The following is a 20,801-nucleotide window of genomic DNA, read 5'->3' as shown; positions in this document are numbered from 1 at the left end:
GCGCCCCGGCGTACCGGGGACGCGCATGATACGAGGATGCGGGCGTCTCCACAAGCCTCCCGGTGCAACTTGCTGAAAATATCCAGCCCGATCGCTTGCCGGATCTCCAGCACGCCGCGATGATGCCGTTCTCCCTGCTCTACACCCCCGCCAGCGCGCACATGATCGAATTCGGACACCTCACCCATCCCGGCCTGCGCCGTGCGCTCAACGAAGACACCTACTACGGTGACGGTGAGCTGGCCCTGTGGCTGGTTGCCGACGGCATGGGCGGACACGCCTGCGGTGAGCTGGCCAGCGCGCTGGCCCGGGATACCATCGTCCGCGAGATCCGCCGCGGCGCCACGCTGGTCCAGGCCATCCGCACTGCCGATGAGGAAATCATCCGCGCCTCGCGACGGCGCAACGCCAGCCTGCCGATGGGCACCACCGTGGTGGCCGCCCGCGTACAGGGCAACCGGTATGAGGTGGCGTGGGTCGGCGACAGCCGCGCTTACCTGTGGCGCGAGGGTCAGCTGGCCCAGCTCAGCCAGGACCACAGCCTGGAACAGGAGATGGTGACCCATGGCAGCCTCACCGCCGAGCAGGCCCGGGCTCATCCGCAGCGCAGCGTGGTCACCCAGGCGCTGGGCGTCACCGATCCGGCCCATCTCAACGTGGCCACCACCACCGGCGAGCTGCGGCCGGGGATGCAGCTGCTGCTGTGCAGTGATGGCCTGACCGAGGAAGTGGACGATCGCAGCATCGCGCGCACGCTGGCCTTCGACGATGCCAGCGCACAGGAATGCGTGGATACGTTGGTCGCCGCCGCGCTCGATGGCGGCGGTGCAGACAACATCACCGCGATCCTGGTGCGCTGCGCGTAAGCGCTGGCGAAGGACTGCTACGCCCGTCGCTCTCAGGCGACGGCGGTTTCTTCGGCCTTGGGACCATCCCACAAGGCGTGGCCGGCCTTCTTGCGTAGACGCTCCAGGCGCGCGGCGTGGGCCTGCTGCTCGGAGGGCGTGGCCTGCACGCGCGGGCGCGGCAGCAGTTTGCTGGGGTCGAATCCCTGCAGCAGCGCATTGGCATTGCCGGCCTCGTCCATGCTGGCAAAGCCGATCTCATCCTGACCCGAGGTCAGCGCGATATAGACGTCGCCGAGAATCTGCGCATCAAGCAGCGCGCCGTGCAGCTGGCGGTGCGAATTGTCCACGCCCAGCCGCTTGCACAGCGCGTCCAGCGAGTTGCGCTGGCCCGGGAAACGCTCGCGCGCCAGCGCCAGGGTATCGACGACGGTGCAGCGGTCCAGGATGCGCCCATACTGCGGCCCCAGCAGCGACAGCTCGTTGTCGAGGAAGCCCAGGTCGAACGCCGCGTTGTGGATGATCAGCTCGGCGCCGTCGATGAACGACAGGAAGGCCTCGGCAATCTGCGCAAAGTCGGGCTTGTCGGCCAGGAAGTCCAGGGTCAACCCGGTCACTTCCTGTGCGCCGGCCTCGAACTCGCAGTCCGGCTTGATGTACTGGTGGTAGTTGTTGCCACTGGGCCGGCGCTTGAACAGCTCAACGCAGCCGATTTCGACGATGCGGTTGCCCTTCTTCCATTCCAGGCCGGTGGTTTCGGTATCGAGGATGATCTGACGCATGGGCTCAGTTTACCGGCATGCGGCCATCGCGCACGGCGGTGGCGGCGTTGCGGGCCAGCGTGTCGACGCGTTCGTTGTCCGGGTCACCGGAGTGCCCCTTCACCCAGCGCCAGTCGATGCTGTGACGCAGGGTAGCGGCGTGCAGGCGCTCCCACAGTTCGCGGTTCTTCACCGGCGAGCCACCGGCGGTCTTCCAGTTCTTGCGGATCCACCCCGGCATCCACTCGGTAAGCCCCTGCCGCACGTACTGCGAGTCGGTATACAGCACGATCTGGCACGGCTCGGTCAGCGCTTCCAGGCCGGAGATCGCGGCCATCAGCTCCATGCGGTTGTTGGTGGTGTTGGCTTCGCCACCGCTGAGCTCGCGCTCGTGCGCTTTGTAGCGCAGCAGCGCGGCCCAGCCGCCGGGGCCGGGATTACCGAGGCAGGAGCCGTCGGTGTGTACTTCAATGGTCTTCATTCGGTTCCAGAATCGTTCGGGTCATCCCCGGGGAGGCCACCGGCCGTTGCCAGCGGACCGGCAGCGGCCGTGGGCCCAGCAGGCTGAGGCTGCGCTTCTCGGCAGTAAACAGGCAGGCGGCCCGCAACGGCGCGAGCCGGGCGCTGCCGGCACCTTCGGTCTGCCACAGGGGGCCGACATAGCGGGTGGCGTCGCACTCCAGCCCCGCTCCGTCCAGCAGCTGGCGCAGGCGCTGCGGCGTGCGCACCACCATACCGTGCCGGCGCCAGTGCGCGCGGAACGGACTGAACGGATTGAGGCTGGTCAGCAGCAGTCGCCCGCCGGGCATCAGCACACGTTCGCACTCGACCAGCAACTGCGCGGCATCGGCGGCGGTCACGTGCTGCAGCACGACCACGTTCACGCTTTCGCTGGCCAGCGGCAGGGGCAGCGCGCAGCGGGCATCACCGGCGTAGCCGTGGTCCTGCCGGTGCAGGCGCAGGCCGGGCCCGGCCAGTGCGGCCGCCTCCAGCCAGCCGGCGCTGGGGGCCAGCCACAGCCATCCCTTGGCCGGCAGTTCGGCCAGGCGCGGCAGCAGCAGACGCTGCTCGAGCGCGAACAGGCCGCGCGCCGGTTCGCTCTCGAACCAGCTGGTTGGGCTTGCTTGACGGAGGCTTGGCAGCGCGGGCATGGTCCCAATTCTATGCGACTGACTGCCCTACCCGCATTCGCGGACAACTACATCTGGACCCTGGCTGGCGATGACGGCAGTGCTGTCGTTGTCGACCCGGGCGAGGCGGCGCCGGTGCTGGCAGCCGCCGACGCCGGGCTGCGCCCGCAGGCGATTCTGCTCACCCATCACCACGACGACCATATCGGCGGTGTGGCGGCGCTGCAGGCGCGTTTTCCCGGGATCCGGGTGATCGCCCCGCACGAGCCGCGCATTCCGATGGCCACCGAGCGCGTCACCGAAGGTGAATCCGTTCAGGCACTGGGACGGATGTTCCACGTACTATCCGTGCCCGGGCATACCCGCAGCCATGTCGCATTTCACACCGCTGAACATCTTTTCAGTGGCGATGCGTTGTTCAGTCTGGGCTGTGGGCGCCTGTTCGAAGGTACGCCGTTACAACTGCTGGCCGCCATGCGTAAGTTCGCAGCGCTGCCGCCGCAACTGCTGGTTTGTTGCGCCCACGAGTACACCGTGTCAAATGCCGTCTTCGCGCGGCATGTCGACCCCACCAACGCTGCCCTGTGGCAGCGCCATGAGGAGGCTTTGGCCATGCGCCGCGATGATCGCCCGACCCTGCCGGTAACCCTGGCACAAGAGCTGGACTGCAATCCCTTCCTGCGTACGCAGAGCGCCACGATCCGTCATGCGGTGGCTGCGCACCTGGGGCGGCCCGTCATTGACGATGTGGACGTGATGGCCGGTCTCCGGCACTGGAAAGACGGCTTCCGCGCATGACGCGCCGAAGTCTGCCGCTGGCCCTGGGCTTGCTTCTGGGGCTGGCAGGAAACGCCGGCGCACAATCGTTGGCCGCCGGTATCAGCCAGAATGTCGCGGGCCTTGGCAACGTGCCGTTGCAGGCCGCTGATCTGCCCCCGGCAACACTGCGCAATGGCCAGGACATCTTCGCCAGTTTCCGCGAGGGTCTGGCCGAACCGAACTGCAATGCAGGGGCCACCAGTCCGCGCTGGCAGAAGCACTTCGCTCACGCGCCGGCGCGCCTGGCCAACCAGGACGACGATGCGCTGGTGCTCTTCGGCTATGTGGTCGAAGAACTGCGCAAGGCCAACCTGCCGACCGAGTTCGCGCTGATTCCCTTCGTGGAAAGTGGCTACCGGCCGGGCGCACGCAGCGCCGCCGGCCCAACCGGTCTGTGGCAGTTCATCGCCACCACCGCACGCAACCACAACGTGCCGATGACGGCCGGCTACGACGGCCGCCTCTCGGCGGTGGATTCGACCCAGGCAGCGGTGCGCTACCTGAAGACCCTGCATGGCATGTTCGGCGGCGACTGGCGCCTGGCCACCATGGCGTACAACGCAGGTGAGTACCGCGTGCTGCAGTCGCTGCGCAAGGCCGGCATGAATGCCAGCAACGCGCGCACGGCCGAACTGCAGGGGCTTTCGCCGATCACCCACGATTACGTGGAAAAACTGCATGCGCTCGCCTGCGTGCTGGAAGACGCCGAGGTGCAGCCGCAGGTGATGGCCTCGCTGGATCGCAACGTGCCGGTGCTGCGCAGTCATACCCTGCCTGCCGGCACCTCGGTGACCCAGTGGGCTGCCCAGCGCGATCTGGACCCGGCGCGCCTGGCCCGGCTCAATCCTGCCGCCACCAGCGGTGCACGCCCGCAGAGCGCGCCTGTGCGCCTGCTGGCGCCGACCACCGTCGCCAGTGCGCCCACCGCCGCAGCGGCCACCTCCGTAGCCAGCGTGGCGCCTGCCGCCGCGCCTGCTGTGGCCCGCGGCACACCGACCGTGGCCCGTGCGGTGGCCGCCGCTGCCGATCGGCCGCGTACCCGCCGCCATACCGTGCGCGACGGCGAGTCCGCATGGACCATCGCGCGCCGCTACGGCATGCCGGTCAAGGCGCTGCTGAGCCTGAACGGTCTGACCGGGCAGAGCGTGCTGCGTCCCGGCGCGACCCTGCGCCTGGACGATTGACGCAGCGTAGTGCCGGGCTCTGCCCGGCACCTCGCAAGCTCATCCCGCTGCACGATGCCGGTGTCTTGCCGGCATGGCCCAGGAATGGTTTGCGCGGTGGGCAGAAAGCGTGACGACCAACGGTCGTCACCTACCGAAGCGTAGCCGGGCTCTGCCCGGCACCGTCATCGCACCAGATCGCGCCATACCACCGCGTTGCAGCGGGCTCATCGCGTTGCACGATGCCAAGGAATGGTTCGCGCGGTGGCCACAAGGCGTGACGACCAACGGTCGTCACCTGCCGCAAGTGCGGCGGCACCGGTGAACTGCAGACAAAAAGAAGCCCGGCAATGCCGGGCTTCTTCGGTTGCCTGAGCCTGCGGGCGCTTACAGGTTGCTTTCCACCGTCTGCACCTTGTAGCGCTTGCGGGTGGCGTCGACGAAGGCCTTGGCCGCCCCCATGCCGTCGAGCTGGCTCAGCTGTTCCTTGAGCTGGGCACGCTGCGGGGCGGTCACGTCCTTGTCGCTGCCCGGGGTGACCTTGCTCACCGCGAACACCACCACGCGGCCCTGCACGTCCACCTTGCCGTAGGTCGGCTTGTCTTCAGCCGGCGGCTGCGCGGCGAATACGGCCTGGTTGATCTCCGGCGTCGGCACCGGCTGGGTGCGCGGCAGGCCGGGCAGCGCGCTTACCTGCAGCTTCTCGCTGGTCACCAGCGACTGCAGGCTTGCACCTCCGTTGAGCTTGGCCAGCAGCGCATCGGCGGCCTTCTGCTCCGCCTGGTGCACGCGATCGGCGCGGATCGCAGCGATCACCGCTTCGCGTGCCTGCTCCAGCGGCTGGGCCTGTTCGGGGGTGTGCTCGACCACACGGATCGCCACGGTGTGGTTCGGGTTGCCGCCCAGCTCGATCAGGTCGCTGGCGGTGCCGTCCTGCACCAGGATGTCGGAGAACGCGGCGCGCAGCACGGCCGGATCAGTGGCAATGCCCGTGGCGGTAGCGCGGGTGAACGGCCCCAGGGTCTGCACAGGGAGCTTCACCGCTTCAGCAGCGGCCGCCAGGTCGCTCGGGTTCTTGTTGATCGCATCGACCAGCTTGCCGGCCAGTTCGTTGTAAGCGCCTTCGGCGTCGGCCTTGATCTGCTCGGCCAGCAGCTGATCGCGCACCTGCTCGAAGGACTGGCCTTCGCCACCGCGGATCTCGCGGACCTGGATGATGTGGTAACCGAACTCGGTCTTGACCGGGCCGACGATGTCGCCGGCCTTGGCCGCGAATACGGCGTCCTCGAACGGCTTGACCATGGCACCGTGCTCCACCCAGCCCAGATCACCGCCCTGCTCCTTTGAGCCGGTGTCATCGGAGTTGGCCTTGGCCAGCGCGGCGAAGTCGGCACCGCTGGCCTTGGCTTCGGTCGCCAGGCGCGCAGCCTTGGCTTCGGCACCCTCACCGTTGGCGACCAGGATGTGCGAGGTCAGGCGCTGCTGGGCGGAGACGAACTTGGCCTTCTCGTCGTCATAGCGCTTGCGCAGCGTTGCTTCATCCGGCGCAGCCGGGGTCGGCAGCGAGGCGCCGTTGACCTCTACATATTCCAGCTTGACCGATTCGGCCAGGCGGAAGTCCTGCGGGTGCGCGTCGTACCAGCTCTTGATCTGCGCGTCGGTCACTTCGGCGGTGTCGGCCGGCTGTTCCGGCAGGGTCACCAGCTCGACGTCGCGGGTTTCAGCCAACATCTTGACCAGGCGCTCGACCTCGGCATCGGTGACGAACCCGGAGGCCTGCAGCGCAGACGGGATCACGCTCTGCTGCATGCTGCTGCGGACCAGTTCCTTGAACTGCATCGGCGTGCGCGGCGGATTGCCACTCTGCAGCGCCAGGCGGTACTGGGCTTCACTGAACTTGCCGTCGGGCCCGAGGAACTGCTGCATGCTGGTGATGTACTGCGACAGCGCGGCTTCGCCGATGACGATGCCTTCCTGTTCTGCCGCCAGACGCACCACCTGCTCGTCGATCAGCTGATCGAGCACGGCCAGCTTGTTCTCCACGCTCTCAAAGCGGGTCGGGTCGAAATCATCGCCCTGCTGCTGGCGCGCCATCATGCGGGCCTGCTCGAAGCGCTCACGGAAATCCTGCGCGCTGATTTCATGGTGCTGCCAGAGCATGCGCGCCGGCCACCACGACGGCGCCGAGCGCCACCAGGTTGGCGGGGCTGACACCTTGGCTACATTCTGTGCGCCAACACCACCGAGGTAGCTGTTGTCGATCACGAACAGGAACGGAATCATCAGCAACCCGAGGATCACGGTGACGATCCACCCGGAGGTCTTGTCGCGGAGTTTCTGCAGCATGAGTGAAATCAAGGCCTGATGGCGAGCCCGGCAGTGTAACCCGCTTCGGCGCGGGCGCCAAAGAGGCCCCGCCAGCAGCCCTGCAGCGTTGAAAGCTCAACCGTGAAGCGAGCCGCTGGTGACCGGGCGTAACCGTCACATTGAAAGGCTGCCCCCACCAGAAATAAACAAAAAAAAAGCCCCTGACTTGCGTCAGGGGCTTTCGTTCCTGGCGGAGCGGACGGGACTCGAACCCGCGACCTCCGGCGTGACAGGCCAGCATTCTAACCAGCTGAACTACCGCTCCGCGTTGAAACTTGGTAGGGGCTCAGTATATCCGAAGATTCCCGAAAAACCCAGCCCGTTTTATCTTTTTTTAAAAAGATTTTCACGGGGCTTTATCGAAGAGTGTAGTGGCGGAGCGGACGGGACTCGAACCCGCGACCTCCGGCGTGACAGGCCAGCATTCTAACCAGCTGAACTACCGCTCCGTACTACGAACCTCGACGTTTTCTCTGCTGCCGAAGCAGTGGAGAAAACAAACCCCCGGTTTCTCGGCCGGGGGCCAGTAAAAGTGGCGGAGCGGACGGGACTCGAACCCGCGACCTCCGGCGTGACAGGCCAGCATTCTAACCAGCTGAACTACCGCTCCACACTTGAACCATTACCGCGGTGCTGTGGTGGGTGCTGAGGGTTTCGAACCCCCGACCCTCTCCGTGTAAAGGAGACGCTCTACCACTGAGCTAAGCACCCCAGCGAGCCGCTTAGTTTACAGCATCCTTCAGCGCCTTGCCAGCCTTGAAGGAAGGATTCTTCGACGCAGCGATCTTGATGGTGTCGCCGGTCTTCGGGTTGCGGCCGGTACGGGCAGCGCGGTCGCGGACCTGGAAGGTGCCAAAGCCGACCAGCGTCACCGCATCACCTTCCTTCAGAGCCTTGGTGACAGCAGCAACGACGGCGTCGACAGCGCGGCTGGACTCGGCCTTGGTCAGGTCGGCGGCTTCAGCAACGGCGTCGATCAATTCGGTCTTGTTCATTCTCTACAGCTCCTTATGCGGGGATTCCGCGGATTAGCCAGGGATGCGACCGCCCAGTCTACGCGAGGGCGATCGCCATTGGGATCAGGTCTACGAATCAAGCGATACGAACTGATTCGCGAGTTGTGCTTTTATACCAGCGGCCCTACACCCGCGCAAGCTGAAAACCCAGCAATGACGCGGGTTTTCAGCTGATTTGGCACATCGGCTCAGTGCTTGACGCGACTGCCCGACGGTGCCTTGCCCTTGCCCCTCACCGCGACGCGCGGTGCCGTCTTGCGCGCGGTTTTACGCGCCTTCTTCGGGGCAAGCGGACGCTCCAGCGCCAGGTCGAGCACCTGCTCGATGTACTTCACCGGCACAATCTCCAGATCGCGGGTCACGTTGGCCGGGATGTCCGCCAGATCCTTGCGGTTTTCCTCGGGAATGATGACCGTGCGGATTCCGCCACGCAGCGCGGCCAGCAGCTTTTCCTTCAGCCCGCCGATCGCCGTCACCCGACCACGCAGGGTGATTTCGCCGGTCATCGCCACATCGGCGCGCACCGGTACCCTGCTCAGCATCGACACCAGCGAGGTCACCATCGCCGCACCTGCGCTCGGGCCATCCTTGGGCGTTGCCCCGTCGGGCACATGGACGTGCACGTCATGCTTCTGCAGGAAGTCCGAGTCGATGCCCAGCGCCACCGCGCGCGAACGCACCACCGACAGCGCCGCCGAAGCCGACTCCTTCATCACGTTGCCGAGCTGACCGGTCAGGATCAACTGGCCCTTGCCCGGTACCAGCGTCGATTCGATCTGCAGAAGATCACCGCCGACTTCAGTCCAGGCCAGACCGGTCACCAGGCCGATCTCGTTTTCTTCCTCGGCACGGCCGAAGTCGAAGCGGCGAACGCCCAGGTACTTGTCCAGGTTCCTGCCACTGACCACCACCAGCGCCTTGGCCTTGCCGCCCTTCTTCACCTTGGCGGCAGGCTGCGGACCGGCCAGCGCGATCTCCTTGACCACCTTGCGGCAGATCTTGGCGATCTCGCGTTCCAGGTTGCGCACCCCCGATTCGCGGGTGTAGTAGCGCACCACATCCTGGATGGCGTCGGCGGCGATCTCCAGCTCATGCGGCTGCAGGCCGTTGGCTTTGATCTGCTTGGGCACCAGGTAGCGCATGGCGATGTTGAGCTTCTCATCCTCGGTGTAGCCGGGGATGCGGATCACCTCCATGCGGTCCAGCAGCGGCCCGGGAATATTGAGCGAGTTGGACGTCGCCACGAACATCACTTCGGACAGGTCCAGATCGACTTCAAGATAGTGATCGTTGAAGGCGTTGTTCTGCTCCGGGTCCAGTACTTCCAGCAGGGCCGACGACGGATCGCCACGGAAGTCCATCGACATCTTGTCGATCTCGTCGAGCACGAACAGCGGGTTCTTGCTGCCGACCTTGTTGAGGTTCTGCACGATGCGGCCCGGCATCGAACCGACGTAGGTGCGCCGGTGACCGCGGATCTCGGCCTCGTCGCGCACGCCGCCGAGCGACATGCGCACGAACTTGCGGTTGGTGGCCTTGGCGATGGACTGGCCCAGCGAGGTCTTGCCCACGCCCGGCGGCCCGACCAGGCACAGGATCGGCCCCTTCATCTGCTTGACCCGCGACTGCACCGCGAGGTATTCGAGAATGCGTTCCTTGACCTTCTCCAGACCGTAATGGTCGGCGTCGAGCGTGTCCTGGGCAACCTTGAGGTCCTTGCGCACCTTGCTGCGCTTCTTCCACGGCACGCCCAGCACCCACTCCAGGTAGTTGCGCACCACGGCCGCTTCGGCCGACATCGGCGACATCTGCTTGAGCTTGTTCAGCTCGTTGCGGGCCTTGGTTTCCACCGGCTTGGGCATGCCCGCCTCGGCGATCTTGCGCGCCAGCTCCTCCAGCTCGCCCGGCGCGTCATCGAGGTCACCCAGTTCCTTCTGGATGGCCTTCATCTGTTCGTTGAGGTAGTACTCGCGCTGGCTCTTCTCCATCTGCGACTTGACCCGGCCGCGGATGCGCTTTTCCATCTGCTGCACGTCGATCTCGCCGTCGACCAGGCCCACCAGCGTCTCCAGACGCTCGCCCACCGACAGCGTTTCCAGCAGCCGCTGCTTGTCGGCCAGGCGCACACTGATGTGGGCGGCGATGGTGTCGGCCAGACGCGCCGGCTCGTCGATGCCGGCCAGCGTCTGCAGCAGCTCAGGCGGCAGCTTGCGGTTGGTCTTGACGTACTGCTCGAACAGCGACATCAGCGAGCGGGCGATGGCCTCGACCTCACGCGCTTCGCGATCGTCCTCGGTGGCGATTTCGACGGCCTGACCATGCAGCGCGCCATTGCGCTCGTCCACCTGGTTGACCTGCACACGCGAAAGGCCCTCGACCAGCACCTTGATGGTGCCGTCAGGCAGTTTCAGCAGCTGCAGCACCTGGGCCAGTGTGCCGACCTGATACAGATCGGCCGCCTGCGGGTCGTCGGTTTCGGCCGACTTCTGCGCCAGCAGGAGAATGCGCTTGTCCGCCTCCATCGCCTGCTCCAGCGCGTGCATGGACTTGTCGCGGCCGACGAACAGCGGGATGACCATATGCGGGAACACCACCACGTCACGCAGCGGCAGTACCGGCAGGTCGAGAGTCTCAGTAGGGGAACGGGGCATGGGGGCTCCAGGAAGGTGGGAAGAGCGTCTTCCGTCCCCGGTTGGGCCAGGAACAAAAAAGCCGATGGCCCCGTTATGGGGCCATCGGCATCAGGATGCAAGCTGCGCTGGGAAAACGCTCCCCAATCAATAGATTGCGTCGATCATTCAGCGCCAGCTGCCTTCTGTTCAGGCGCCGCCGGCGTCTGATAGATCAGGTACGGCTCCGACTTGTGCTCGATCACCGACTCGTCCACCACGACCTTGCTGACGTTTTCGGCCGACGGCAGGTCGTACATGGTATCCAGCAGCACCGATTCGACGATCGTACGCAGGCCACGTGCACCGGTCTTGCGCTTGAGCGCCTTCTGGGCGATGGCCGAAAGGGCGTCGGGACGGAACTCCAGCTCGACGTTCTCCATCTCGAACAGCTTCTTGAACTGCTTGGTGATGGCGTTCTTCGGCTCGGTGAGGATCTTGATCAGCGCCGCCTCGTCCAGCTCTTCCAGCGTCGCCACGACCGGCAGACGGCCGACGAACTCGGGGATCAGGCCGAACTTGATCAGATCTTCCGGCTCGACTTCGGCCAGCAGCTTGCCGACTTCCTGCTTGCGCTCGGCACTCTTGACCTTGGCGCCGAAGCCGATGCCGCCGGCATCGTTGGAGCGCTGCTGGATCACCTTGTCCAGGCCGGCAAACGCGCCGCCGCAGATGAACAGGATGTTCTTGGTGTCCACCTGCAGGAATTCCTGCTGCGGATGCTTGCGCCCGCCCTGCGGCGGCACGCTGGCCACGGTGCCCTCGATCAGCTTCAGCAGCGCCTGCTGCACGCCTTCGCCGGACACGTCGCGTGTAATCGACGGATTTTCGCTCTTACGCGAAATCTTGTCGATTTCATCGATGTAGACGATGCCCTGCTGCGCCTTCTCGACGTCGTAGTCGCACTTCTGCAGCAGCTTCTGGATGATGTTCTCCACGTCCTCGCCCACGTAACCGGCTTCGGTCAGCGTGGTGGCGTCGGCCATGGTGAACGGCACGTTGAGCAGGCGGGCCAGGGTCTCGGCCAGCAGCGTCTTGCCCGAGCCGGTCGGACCGACCAGCAGGATGTTCGACTTGGCCAGTTCGACCTCATCGTTCTTCTGACGGCTCTCGATACGCTTGTAGTGGTTGTACACCGCCACGGCCAGGGTGCGCTTGGCCCGGTTCTGGCCAATCACGTACTGGTCGAGGACCTCGAGGATCTCGCGCGGCTTGGGCAGCGAACTGCGCGCCGACTGCGCCTTTTCCTCGAGCTCTTCACGGATGATGTCGTTGCACAGCTCCACGCACTCATCGCAGATGAATACGCTCGGACCGGCAATCAACTTACGCACCTCATGCTGGCTCTTGCCGCAGAAGGAGCAGTACAGGATCTTGCCGCTTTCAGTGGAACGACCCTGACGGTCTTCGCTCATGCTTCGCCTATCCAGTTACCCCACCCGCTTCACGGGTGGTTCAATTTGAGAATAGCACAGGGTCGGGAGGACGCCAGCCCTACCCGACTCCGCAAGTACAGTCGGAGAACTGACTGTTTTGCTGTCATCAACCAGCCTGGATCGACTCGTCCGGGCGGCGCTCCAGCACCTGGTCGACCAGCCCGTAGGCCTGTGCGTCGACCGCGCTCTTGAAGTTGTCACGCTCGGTGTCGCGCGCGATGGTTTCCAGCGACTGGCCGGTGTGATGGGCCAGCACCTCGTTCAGGCGCGAACGCAGGGTCAGGATCTCACGGGCATGGATGTCGATGTCCGTGGCCTGTCCCTGGAAGCCGCCGAGCGGCTGGTGGATCATCACGCGCGAGTTCGGCAGCGCATAGCGCTTGCCGGCAGCGCCGGATGCCAGCAGCAGCGCGCCCATCGAGGCGGCCTGGCCGACGCAGATGGTGCTGACGTCCGGCTTGATGTACTGCATGGTGTCGTAGATGGCCATGCCGGCCGTGACCACGCCACCGGGCGAGTTGATGTAGATGCTGATGTCCTTTTCCGGGTTTTCCGCTTCCAGGAACAGCAGCTGCGCCACCACCACGTTGGCCATGTGATCGTCGATCGGGCCTACCAGGAAGATCAGGCGCTCCTTCAACAGGCGCGAATAGATGTCGTAGGCGCGCTCGCCACGGGCGGTCTGCTCGACCACCATCGGAACCATGTTCAGGGCTTTGGTTCGGTTGTCCATTACGTGAGGCACCTATCTTGATGGGGGAACGACCCCGCGCCGGACCGGCGCGGGGCGGGTTCTATCTGCCGCTTACTGGCGGATCGCGTCCTGGAAGGACAGCGTTTCCTCGGTGTGCTGGGCGCGCTCGGCGATCCAATCGATCACCTGCTCTTCCATCACACGGTTCTGCAGACCCGACATGAGCTGGGGATCATTGCGGTACATCTCAATGACCTGCTCCGGCTCTTCGTAGGTCGAGGCGATCAGACGCAGGGTCTCATTCAGGCGCTTCGGTTCCAGCTTGAGGTCGTTCAGACGTGCCACTTCGCCGACCAGCAGGCCCACCAGCACGCGCTTGGCAGCGGCGTCCTTGAAACCTTCATGCGCATCGGCCGGGATCTCGCCCGGGTTGCGGCCGCTGCGGCGGATCTGCTCGACCTGCTGGGCGAGCATCGCGCGGGCTTCGTTCTCGACTACGCGCGGCGGCAGCTCGACGCTGCTGTAGGCGGCGATCAGCTGTTCACCGACCTCGCGGCGCAGACGGTTCATCAGCGCGCCCTTCAGCTCGCGCTCGAGGTTGGCGCGGATGTCCTTGCGGAACTGCTCCTCGTTGCCGCCCTTGACGCCGAAGCTCTTGATGAAGGCCTCGTCGACCACCGGCAGGGACTCTTCCGAGACCTCGGTGACCTTGACGGTGACCTTGACGTTCTTGCCCGCCAGCACCGGCACGCGCCAGTCAGCCGGGAACTCGACGTCCAGGGTCTTTTCCTCGCCCTTGGCCATGCCGACCAGACCCTGCTCGATGGTCTCGAACATCATGTTCTGGCCCAGCACGATGCTGCCCTTCTCGGTGCCTTCGGCCGGCAGGCGCTCATCGCCGGCCTGCGACCAGGTTTCCACCGCGACCAGGTCACCGTCCTTCGCGCCACGGGTCACCGGCACCCAGGTACGGCGCTGCTGGCGCAGGTTCTCGATCATCTGGTCGATGTCGGCGTCACCGATCTCGGCGGTGTGGCGGACCACGGTCAGCTTGCTGACGTCGATCTCGCCGAACTCCGGCACCAGCTCGACGGTGGCCACAAACGACAGTTCGCCCTGATCACCCTTGTCGATGCGCGGGCTGCCGACCACGCGCAGCGCGTGCTCGCGCAGGGCGGCATCGAAGGTTTCGCGCAGCAGGCCATCGACGGCCTCACCACGCACCTGCGCGCCGAAGCGCTGCTCGATCACCTTGGCCGGCACCTTGCCCGGACGGAAGCCCTTGATGCGCGCGGTGCGCGCCAATTCGCCCAGACGGCCCGCAATGTGGCCCTGCAGACGCTCTTCCGGCAGCGAGAAGCTCAGGCGGCGTTCCAGGTTGCCGGTGGTTTCGATCGAAGCTTGCATGTGGACTCCTGCCACCGGGGCCCCAGGGCCGCCGGCACGATGTGTTGGATGAAACGGGTTGTAAGGGCGCGGATCTGCGCCGCAGCCCTTTAGTTTGGACGATAACGGCCAGCACTGCCAGCGGGGCGGCAGCCCGGAGCTGCGACGTCGCCGGCGCGGCCGGCGGTGGTGCGAAAGGGGGGACTCGAACCCCCACGCCTTGCGGCACTGGAACCTAAATCCAGGGCGTCTACCAATTCCGCCACTTTCGCGAGGTTTAGCCCGTTATTCTCGCAGGCCGGGCGCTGCAGCGGAAGATCCTCGTGCGCGGCGCGCTGCGCCGGTGACGGACATGGCCCGTCACCGGGCGGCTTTCTCAGCGTCCGGTCTTCGCCGGCGCCATCTTCACCCCATGCCGGGTGGAGTGGGCATCGACTTTCCGGATCTGTATACCGTCACCCGACGGCTCGCGACGGATTTCGATGCCTGCATCCATGTCCGGCTCCATCGCCGCGGCACCGGCTACTGCGGTCGGCAGAACGGGCTGCATCACGTTGGCTGGTGCGGGGGTGCGGGACTGGGCCTCGACCGGCGGGGCGGCGTTGACCACGGCGCACGCAGCCATCGCCAGTGCACCGAGCAGCAGGCGGCAACGTGCATTCAAGGGAATCGGGCTCACGTTCACTCCAAGGGAAAATGCGCATGCGTGCGGAGACACCAGTGAAGCGCGCTGGCGGCATGCGCAGTGCGACCGCCTGCTCACTCTCGGCGATTGCGCTGACGCCTCTGCCCTGCCTTAAGCGAGGCGTCAGCGTGGCGCGTGGGTGACGGGCATGGCCCGTCACCACCCGACGCAGCGGACAAGAAAAAAGCCACCAGGGTGACCTGGTGGCTTTCGTCTTGGTGGGCCGTCAAGGATTCGAACCTTGGACCTATTGATTAAGAGTCAACTGCTCTACCAACTGAGCTAACGGCCCGAAATCGGGGCGCGAATTATGACCCGATTCCGTTCAACGATGCAAGCGTTTTCTCAGCGATGGCGATCACCGCCCTGCAGCCTGCGCCGCATCCGCAGCGGCCTGCGCTTCCTGCGCGGCCTCGGCAGCGTCGGACTCCGGCGCCGACACATCGCCGCCGCCACTGCCGCCGGTGCTGCGGTTGATGCGCAGCTCGACCATGCCTTCGCGTTCCTGGAACGAAGAGACACGCACGTTGTAGCGACCCGGACGCAGATCCATCTCCAGACGCGCATTGGTGCCCTGCCCGCCGTCGTCGTCCTCGAAACTCACGCCATTGCCGCTGACTTCCAGCACAGTGTCCACCTGACGCGAGATCGCATCCAGACGCACCTGGCCCGGACGATCAACGACCAGGTTGAAAGTGCGCGCGCCGTCGCGGCTCAGCAGCAGGTTCACCGAGCCGGTTGCCGGGAGAGTGGTGTTGTCGGTGCGCACCAGCCCTTCGGGCAGCTCGCTCTGACGAACGTTGAGGCGGAACAGACCGGACGCGCTCTCGTCAATGCCGCGCACGCCGAGGGTGTAGGTGCCCGGTTCCAGGGTGAGGTTCATGCGCGAATTGGTGCGGTCACCGCCATCGTCGTCCTCTTGCTCCAGCCCGTTGCCGCTCAGGGTCAGCACGGTGTCGAAGGCGGTGGAGCCCAGATCGATCTGGTACATCCCGGCCTTGTCCACGCGCAGCGTGTATTCCTGGTTGCGGGTGGTCAGCACGTCGGCGATGTCACCCGCGTTGAGCAGCGGCTTGCCGTCATAGGGGACCAGCTCGGCGGCCTGCAGGCGGTAGGGGCCATAGGCACTGGCGTCATCGCCGCTGACGGCGATGCGGTATTTGCCGGCCACGTCAGCGCGGAAGGTAAGGCTGGTTTCATTGCCCTCGCCGCTGCTGCTGGAGGCCACCACGGTGCCGTCGCGGAACACGCCCAGCGCGCCGTCCAGGGCACCGGCGAGCTTGAGCTCAACGACCTGCTTTTCCTTCAGGTCCATGTTGTACAGCTGGTAGCGGCTGCCGTCGTTGTAGTTCATCGGGCTGCGCGAGGTGATCTCGCCTGCCACCGGCTTGTCCACCGCCAGCGAGCCGACCCTGCCTTCCGAAGCTGCCGCGGCCTGCTTGCCGCAGCCACCCAGCGCGAGCGCCGTCGCAACGGCCAGCGTCATCGTTCCAATACGCATCTTGTCATTCTCCATGGCCATGGTTTTCGGGGGATGCCGCGACCTGGCCCTGCCGTCGGCTGCGGCAACGATACCTGCAAAAGCAAACGCCGGCACGAGGCCGGCGCTGCTCGGTTACACAATGGCAAGGCCGATCAGCCGTTCCACTTGCCCAGGGCGGCCATGCCGTTCTCCTTGGCGCGCTCGTACACGGTCTTCTGTGCAGCGGCAACGTTGCCCTTGGTGTCCTTGGCCCACAGCTTCAGCGCGGCCTGCTGCATGGCGCGGCCGTAGGAGAAGCTCAGCGGCCACGGCAGGTTGCCGAGCTTGTTCATCGCATCCAGGTGAGCGGTGGACTGCTCGTCGGTCTGGCCGCCGGACAGGAACACCACGCCCGGCAGGATCGCCGGCACCGTGCTCTTGAGGCACATCACGGTCGACTCGGCCACTTCCTCGATGTCGGCCTGCTCTTCGCAGTCCTTGCCCGAAATGACCATCGAGGCCTTCAGGATGGTGCCTTCCAGCAGCACGTTCTGCTGGTAGAGCGCGTCGAACAGCGAACGCAGGGTCGCCTCGGTCACTTCGTAGCAGGTCTCGATGTCATGGTCGCCGTCCATGATCACTTCCGGCTCGACCATCGGCACCAGGCCGCATTCCTGGCACAGCGCGGCGTAGCGGGCCAGCGCATGGGCATTGGATTCGATGCAGGTGCCCGACGGCGCGTTCTCGCCGATGTTGATCACCGCACGCCACTTGGCAAAGCGCGCACCGAGCTTGTAGTACTCCTGCAGGCGCTCGCGCAGGCCGTCCAGGCCTTCGGTGACCATCTCGCCCGGGCAGCCGGCCAGCGGGTGGGCGCCCTTGTCGACCTTGATGCCCGGGATCATGCCGTGGTCGGCCATGTACTTGGCGAACGGCACGCCGTCCCTGGTCGACTGACGGATGGTTTCGTCGTACAGGATCGCACCGGAGATGTGCTCATTGAGCTTCGGCGTGGTCAGCAGCAGTTCGCGGTAGGCGCGACGGTTTTCCTCGGTGTTCTCGATGCCGACGCTGGCAAAGCGCTTGGCGATGGTGCCGGTGGATTCGTCGATCGCGATGATGCCCTTGCCCGGGGCGACCATGGCCTGGGCGGTTTCGGCCAGCTGTTCGATGCTCATGTACTTCCTGTGGCGGGTGCGGGAAAAACGCAATTATAGCCCCGCCACGGCGTGACCTTGACGTGCACATCGAATGGAAACGCTTCCAGTTCTCCCGCACGGAAAGATCATGTCTGCAGCGCTGTCCTGCGCTGCCGGATCCGGTCGTGACCGGACCCGGCGGGTCGCCGCTTACAGGTCGCCCAGACCGCTGGCGCGACCGTCCGCACCTACCTCGAGCAGGCGCAGCGTGTTGGTGGCGCCATGGGTTTCCATGTGCTCGCCGCTGGTGAACACCACGCGGTCACCGGCCTGCAGCAGCGCCGCTTCCACCAGCAGGCGGATGCTGCCACGCGCCGCTTCGCGCGGGGTCAGGCCACGGCTGTCGAAGTTGATCGGGAACACATCGCGCATCAGCGCCATCTGCCGGCGCGCACCATCGTGACGGGTCACCGCGAACACCGGCGCCGAGGCACGGAAGCGCGACAGGTAGCGCGCAGTACCACCGGATTCGGTCATCGCCACGATCGCCCGCACGCCCACGTGCTGGGACAGGAACATGGTCGCCATGGCGATCGCCTGGTCGGCACGCTCCAGGTTGCGCGGCGACTTGTTGAAGTCGGTCTCGGTCTGGAACTGGCGCTCTGCACCGAGGCAGATGCGGGCCATCGCTTCCACCGCACGGACCGGATAGGCACCGGCCGCGGTTTCGGCCGACAGCATCACCGCGTCGGTACCGTCGATGACCGAGTTGGCAACGTCCAGCACTTCGGCGCGGGTCGGGATCGGGCTTTCCACCATCGACTGCAGCATCTGGGTGGCGGTGATCACCACCTTGTTCTGTGCCAGCGAGGCACGGATGATCTTCTTCTGCAGGCCCGGCAGTTCGGCGTCGCCGATCTCCACGCCCAGATCACCGCGGGCCACCATCACCACATCGCTGGCCTCGACGATCTCCTCGAGGTTCTCGATGGCTTCGGTGCGCTCGATTTTGGAGACCAGGGCCGCATCACAGCCATGCGACTGGGCGATGGCGCGCGCGTCGTTCATGTCCTGCGCGTTGCGGCAGAACGACACCGCGATGAAATCCACGCCGATCTTGGCCACGATGCCGATCAGCTCCTTGTCACGCTCGGTCAGCGCGCCCAACGACAGGCCGCCACCCTGCTTGTTCAGCCCCTTGCGGTCGGAGAGCATGCCGTCGTTGAGCACGGTGTTGATGATGCGGTCGCCCTGCACCTCCACCACCTGCAGCTGCATCAGGCCATCGTCGAGCAGCAGCACGTCGCCCGGGCTCACGTCCTGCGGCAGGCCCAGATAGCTCACGCCCACCTCGCTGCGCGTCCCCGGCGCGGCATTGGCATTGGCCACCAGGTCAAAGCGCTCACCGGCCTTGAGCTGCACCTTGCCGTCGGCAAACCGCTCGATGCGGATCTTCGGGCCCGGCAGGTCGGCCAGGATGCCCACTTCCACACCGACGCGCGCCGCAGCGGCGCGCACATCGGCCGCGCGCTTGGCCTGGCCGGAGGGATCACCGTGGCTGAAGTTCAGCCGCACCACGTTGACGCCCGCGCGGAACAGATCCTCCAGCACGCCCGGCGGATCGGTTGCAGGACCGAGGGTGGCAAGGATCTTGGTACGACGCTGACGCTCGAACATGGTGAAAGGACCTCCCGTTAAAGAACGGAAATTAGCACATCCTTCACGTTTCATGTACGCGGTTACAGCCTTGTGCCGCTTGGCTCCTGGCGGTGTCTTGCAGACACCGCCAGGACACCGCATCACCGCTGCGGGACAATCCGGCGACTGGCCACTGTCCTGGCAGACACCAGGCAGTGGCGGTGACGGCGCAGATCAGCTGCCGCGCGCTTCCAGCGCGGCGACCGCCGGCAGGGTCTTGCCTTCAAGGAACTCGAGGAAGGCGCCGCCGCCGGTGGAGATGTAGCTGACCTGCGCGGCGATATCGAACTTGTCCACGGCGGCCAGCGTGTCACCGCCGCCGGCGATGGAGAATGCCGGCGACGCAGCAATCGCGCGCGCCAGCGCTTCAGTGCCCTTGCTGAACGCCGCGAACTCGAACACGCCGACCGGACCGTTCCAGACCACGGTGCCGGCCTTGGCGATCAGCTGGGCGTAGTGGGCGGCGGTCTGCGGGCCGATGTCCAGGATCAGGTCGTCCTCGGCCACCGCATCGACCGCCTTCACCTGGGCCACCGCGTCGGGCAGGAACTGCTTGGCCACCACCACGTCCACCGGCAACGGAATGTCAGCGCCGCGTGCCTTGGCATCAGCCACGATCGTGCGGGCGGTATCCAGCAGGTCCGGCTCGTACAGCGACTTGCCCACCGCATGGCCGGCCGCAGCGATGAAGGTGTTGGCGATGCCACCCCCGACGATGAGCTGGTCGACCTTGCCCACCAGGTTGGCCAGCAGCTCAAGCTTGGTGCTCACCTTGCTGCCGGCAACGATGGCCAGCAGCGGCTGCGCCGGCTCCTTCAACGCCTTGGCCAGCGCATCGAGCTCGGCCATCAGCAGCGGACCGCCCGCGGCAACCGCGGCAAAACGAATCACGCCATGGGTGGAAGCCTGTGCGCGGTGGGCGGTACCGAAGGCATCCATCACGAACACATCGCACAGCGCTGCGTAACGGCGCGCGAGCGCTTCGTCGTCCTTGCCCTCGCCCACGTTCATGCGGCAGTTTTCCAGCAGCACGATCTGGCCCGGCTCGACCTGTACGCCATCGACCCAGTCACGCACCAGCGGCACCTCACGGCCGAGCAGCTCGGACAGGCGCGCGGCCACCGGTGCCAACGAGTTTTCTTCGCTCCACTGGCCTTCGGTCGGGCGGCCCAGGTGCGAGGTCACCAGCACGGCGGCGCCCTTTTCCAGGGCCAGTTTGAGCGTGGGCAGCGACGCGGTGATGCGCTGCTCGGAGGTGATCTGGCCGTTCTCGATCGGCACGTTGAGATCCTGTCGGATCAGCACGCGCTTGCCGGAGAGGTCGAGGTCGGTCATGCGGACAATGGACATGGGCAACTCTTTGGCTCGGGATTCGAAAAGGAGGCCGTCGGACGGCAGGTGCCCATTGTAAGGTCGTTCCTCCCGATCAGGTGTACGCCGAACGGCAGCGCACATCGGCGTCGGCGCCACACCTGCTCGCCGCAGGCGACACCCGTCGGCCGTAACGCCGTCGCCGTCGCCGTCGCTGTTG

At 65.7% G+C, this 20,801-nt stretch carries 17 protein-coding genes and 6 tRNA genes; 3 read left to right on the top strand and 20 right to left on the bottom strand.

The genetic code is table 11. The annotated features are described in order from the left end of the window. Positions 1-161 precede the first annotated feature (161 nt). On the top strand, positions 162-866 hold the full coding sequence (locus RZA67_RS03080; protein ID WP_317213789.1) for a protein phosphatase 2C domain-containing protein: 705 nt from the start codon (positions 162-164) through the stop codon (positions 864-866). A gap of 32 nt (positions 867-898) precedes the next feature. Here RZA67_RS03080 and dnaQ read toward each other — a convergent pair whose 3' ends face one another. From dnaQ to RZA67_RS03065, 3 genes are read right to left on the bottom strand one after another with little or no spacing between them, the layout of a single operon-like run. Then, entirely contained in the window at positions 899-1,627 is a 729-nt protein-coding gene (dnaQ, locus tag RZA67_RS03075; RefSeq protein ID WP_317211111.1) for a DNA polymerase III subunit epsilon, read from the bottom strand. A gap of 4 nt (positions 1,628-1,631) precedes the next feature. After that, positions 1,632-2,087 (bottom strand): ribonuclease HI, encoded by a 456-nt coding sequence (gene rnhA / locus RZA67_RS03070; RefSeq protein ID WP_317211110.1) that lies wholly within the window; start codon positions 2,085-2,087, stop codon positions 1,632-1,634. Beyond that, a complete protein-coding gene (locus RZA67_RS03065; protein WP_317211109.1) occupies positions 2,074-2,757 on the bottom strand; it encodes a methyltransferase domain-containing protein in 684 nt (227 codons plus the stop codon). Before RZA67_RS03065 ends, rnhA begins: the two co-directional genes overlap by 14 nt. A 12-nt stretch (positions 2,758-2,769) precedes the next feature. Between RZA67_RS03065 and gloB the strand changes: the two genes are divergently transcribed. Then, positions 2,770-3,534 (top strand): hydroxyacylglutathione hydrolase, encoded by a 765-nt coding sequence (gloB, locus tag RZA67_RS03060; protein WP_317211107.1) that lies wholly within the window; start codon positions 2,770-2,772, stop codon positions 3,532-3,534. Further along, positions 3,531-4,739, top strand: coding sequence for a transglycosylase SLT domain-containing protein (locus tag RZA67_RS03055; RefSeq protein ID WP_317211106.1), 1,209 nt, complete (start codon positions 3,531-3,533; stop codon positions 4,737-4,739). The genes gloB and RZA67_RS03055 overlap by 4 nt, the downstream gene beginning before the upstream one ends. Before the next feature lie 366 nt (positions 4,740-5,105). Here RZA67_RS03055 and RZA67_RS03050 read toward each other — a convergent pair whose 3' ends face one another. From RZA67_RS03050 to RZA67_RS02970, 17 genes are all read right to left on the bottom strand, one after another. Then, positions 5,106-7,064: a peptidyl-prolyl cis-trans isomerase gene (locus RZA67_RS03050; protein ID WP_317211105.1), complete on the bottom strand. Its 1,959-nt coding sequence runs from the start codon at positions 7,062-7,064 to the stop codon at positions 5,106-5,108. A 209-nt stretch (positions 7,065-7,273) separates the two neighbouring features. Further along, positions 7,274-7,350, bottom strand: a tRNA-Asp gene (locus RZA67_RS03045). 107 nt (positions 7,351-7,457) lie between these two features. Continuing rightward, a tRNA-Asp gene (locus RZA67_RS03040) sits at positions 7,458-7,534 on the bottom strand. Between the two features lie 84 nt (positions 7,535-7,618). Beyond that, positions 7,619-7,695 (bottom strand) — tRNA-Asp (locus RZA67_RS03035). Positions 7,696-7,721: 26 nt separating this feature from the next. Next, positions 7,722-7,796 (bottom strand) — tRNA-Val (locus RZA67_RS03030). 11 nt (positions 7,797-7,807) lie between these two features. Further along, positions 7,808-8,080, bottom strand: a complete 273-nt coding sequence (locus tag RZA67_RS03025) for an HU family DNA-binding protein (RefSeq protein ID WP_317211104.1) — start codon at positions 8,078-8,080, stop codon at positions 7,808-7,810. Between the two features lie 209 nt (positions 8,081-8,289). Next, a complete protein-coding gene (gene lon / locus RZA67_RS03020) occupies positions 8,290-10,752 on the bottom strand; it encodes an endopeptidase La (protein ID WP_317211103.1) in 2,463 nt (820 codons plus the stop codon). A 143-nt stretch (positions 10,753-10,895) separates the two neighbouring features. Further along, complete coding sequence (gene clpX / locus RZA67_RS03015; RefSeq protein WP_317211102.1) at positions 10,896-12,185, bottom strand: ATP-dependent Clp protease ATP-binding subunit ClpX; 1,290 nt, start codon at positions 12,183-12,185, stop codon at positions 10,896-10,898. Positions 12,186-12,312: 127 nt separating this feature from the next. Further along, positions 12,313-12,939, bottom strand: a complete 627-nt coding sequence (clpP, locus tag RZA67_RS03010) for an ATP-dependent Clp endopeptidase proteolytic subunit ClpP (protein WP_317211101.1) — start codon at positions 12,937-12,939, stop codon at positions 12,313-12,315. A gap of 72 nt (positions 12,940-13,011) precedes the next feature. Continuing rightward, on the bottom strand, positions 13,012-14,307 hold the full coding sequence (gene tig, locus RZA67_RS03005; protein ID WP_317211100.1) for a trigger factor: 1,296 nt from the start codon (positions 14,305-14,307) through the stop codon (positions 13,012-13,014). 166 nt (positions 14,308-14,473) lie between these two features. Next, a tRNA-Leu gene (locus RZA67_RS03000) sits at positions 14,474-14,558 on the bottom strand. Between the two features lie 104 nt (positions 14,559-14,662). Beyond that, a complete protein-coding gene (locus tag RZA67_RS02995) occupies positions 14,663-14,965 on the bottom strand; it encodes a hypothetical protein (protein ID WP_317211099.1) in 303 nt (100 codons plus the stop codon). A gap of 222 nt (positions 14,966-15,187) precedes the next feature. Continuing rightward, positions 15,188-15,263: transfer RNA gene (locus RZA67_RS02990), tRNA-Lys, on the bottom strand. A 66-nt stretch (positions 15,264-15,329) separates the two neighbouring features. Beyond that, complete coding sequence (locus tag RZA67_RS02985; protein WP_317211098.1) at positions 15,330-16,472, bottom strand: ABC transporter substrate-binding protein; 1,143 nt, start codon at positions 16,470-16,472, stop codon at positions 15,330-15,332. 134 nt (positions 16,473-16,606) lie between these two features. After that, positions 16,607-17,611 (bottom strand): class I fructose-bisphosphate aldolase, encoded by a 1,005-nt coding sequence (locus tag RZA67_RS02980; protein WP_317211097.1) that lies wholly within the window; start codon positions 17,609-17,611, stop codon positions 16,607-16,609. Positions 17,612-17,782: 171 nt separating this feature from the next. Then, on the bottom strand, positions 17,783-19,249 hold the full coding sequence (pyk, locus tag RZA67_RS02975) for a pyruvate kinase (RefSeq protein ID WP_317211096.1): 1,467 nt from the start codon (positions 19,247-19,249) through the stop codon (positions 17,783-17,785). Between the two features lie 195 nt (positions 19,250-19,444). Further along, a complete protein-coding gene (locus tag RZA67_RS02970; RefSeq protein WP_317211095.1) occupies positions 19,445-20,620 on the bottom strand; it encodes a phosphoglycerate kinase in 1,176 nt (391 codons plus the stop codon). Positions 20,621-20,801 lie beyond the last annotated feature (181 nt).

Origin of the sequence: Stenotrophomonas sp. C3(2023) (genome assembly GCF_032911385.1) — a bacterium.
Taxonomy (GTDB): Bacteria; Pseudomonadota; Gammaproteobacteria; order Xanthomonadales; family Xanthomonadaceae; genus Stenotrophomonas.
Note: the sequence above shows the minus strand (reverse complement) of the source record. Positions and strands in the feature narration are given on the sequence as shown.

What these genes read in the sequence shown, in the direction of transcription:
- RZA67_RS03080 (WP_317213789.1), top strand. Translation starts at nt 162, where the DNA reads ATGATCGAATTCGGACACCTCACCCATCCCGGCCTGCGCCGTGCGCTC.
- dnaQ (WP_317211111.1), bottom strand. Translation starts at nt 1,627, where the DNA reads ATGCGTCAGATCATCCTCGATACCGAAACCACCGGCCTGGAATGGAAG.
- rnhA (WP_317211110.1), bottom strand. Translation starts at nt 2,087, where the DNA reads ATGAAGACCATTGAAGTACACACCGACGGCTCCTGCCTCGGTAATCCC.
- RZA67_RS03065 (WP_317211109.1), bottom strand. Translation starts at nt 2,757, where the DNA reads ATGCCCGCGCTGCCAAGCCTCCGTCAAGCAAGCCCAACCAGCTGGTTC.
- gloB (WP_317211107.1), top strand. Translation starts at nt 2,770, where the DNA reads ATGCGACTGACTGCCCTACCCGCATTCGCGGACAACTACATCTGGACC.
- RZA67_RS03055 (WP_317211106.1), top strand. Translation starts at nt 3,531, where the DNA reads ATGACGCGCCGAAGTCTGCCGCTGGCCCTGGGCTTGCTTCTGGGGCTG.
- RZA67_RS03050 (WP_317211105.1), bottom strand. Translation starts at nt 7,064, where the DNA reads ATGCTGCAGAAACTCCGCGACAAGACCTCCGGGTGGATCGTCACCGTG.
- RZA67_RS03025 (WP_317211104.1), bottom strand. Translation starts at nt 8,080, where the DNA reads ATGAACAAGACCGAATTGATCGACGCCGTTGCTGAAGCCGCCGACCTG.
- lon (WP_317211103.1), bottom strand. Translation starts at nt 10,752, where the DNA reads ATGCCCCGTTCCCCTACTGAGACTCTCGACCTGCCGGTACTGCCGCTG.
- clpX (WP_317211102.1), bottom strand. Translation starts at nt 12,185, where the DNA reads ATGAGCGAAGACCGTCAGGGTCGTTCCACTGAAAGCGGCAAGATCCTG.
- clpP (WP_317211101.1), bottom strand. Translation starts at nt 12,939, where the DNA reads ATGGACAACCGAACCAAAGCCCTGAACATGGTTCCGATGGTGGTCGAG.
- tig (WP_317211100.1), bottom strand. Translation starts at nt 14,307, where the DNA reads ATGCAAGCTTCGATCGAAACCACCGGCAACCTGGAACGCCGCCTGAGC.
- RZA67_RS02985 (WP_317211098.1), bottom strand. Translation starts at nt 16,472, where the DNA reads ATGCGTATTGGAACGATGACGCTGGCCGTTGCGACGGCGCTCGCGCTG.
- RZA67_RS02980 (WP_317211097.1), bottom strand. Translation starts at nt 17,611, where the DNA reads ATGAGCATCGAACAGCTGGCCGAAACCGCCCAGGCCATGGTCGCCCCG.
- pyk (WP_317211096.1), bottom strand. Translation starts at nt 19,249, where the DNA reads ATGTTCGAGCGTCAGCGTCGTACCAAGATCCTTGCCACCCTCGGTCCT.
- RZA67_RS02970 (WP_317211095.1), bottom strand. Translation starts at nt 20,620, where the DNA reads ATGTCCATTGTCCGCATGACCGACCTCGACCTCTCCGGCAAGCGCGTG.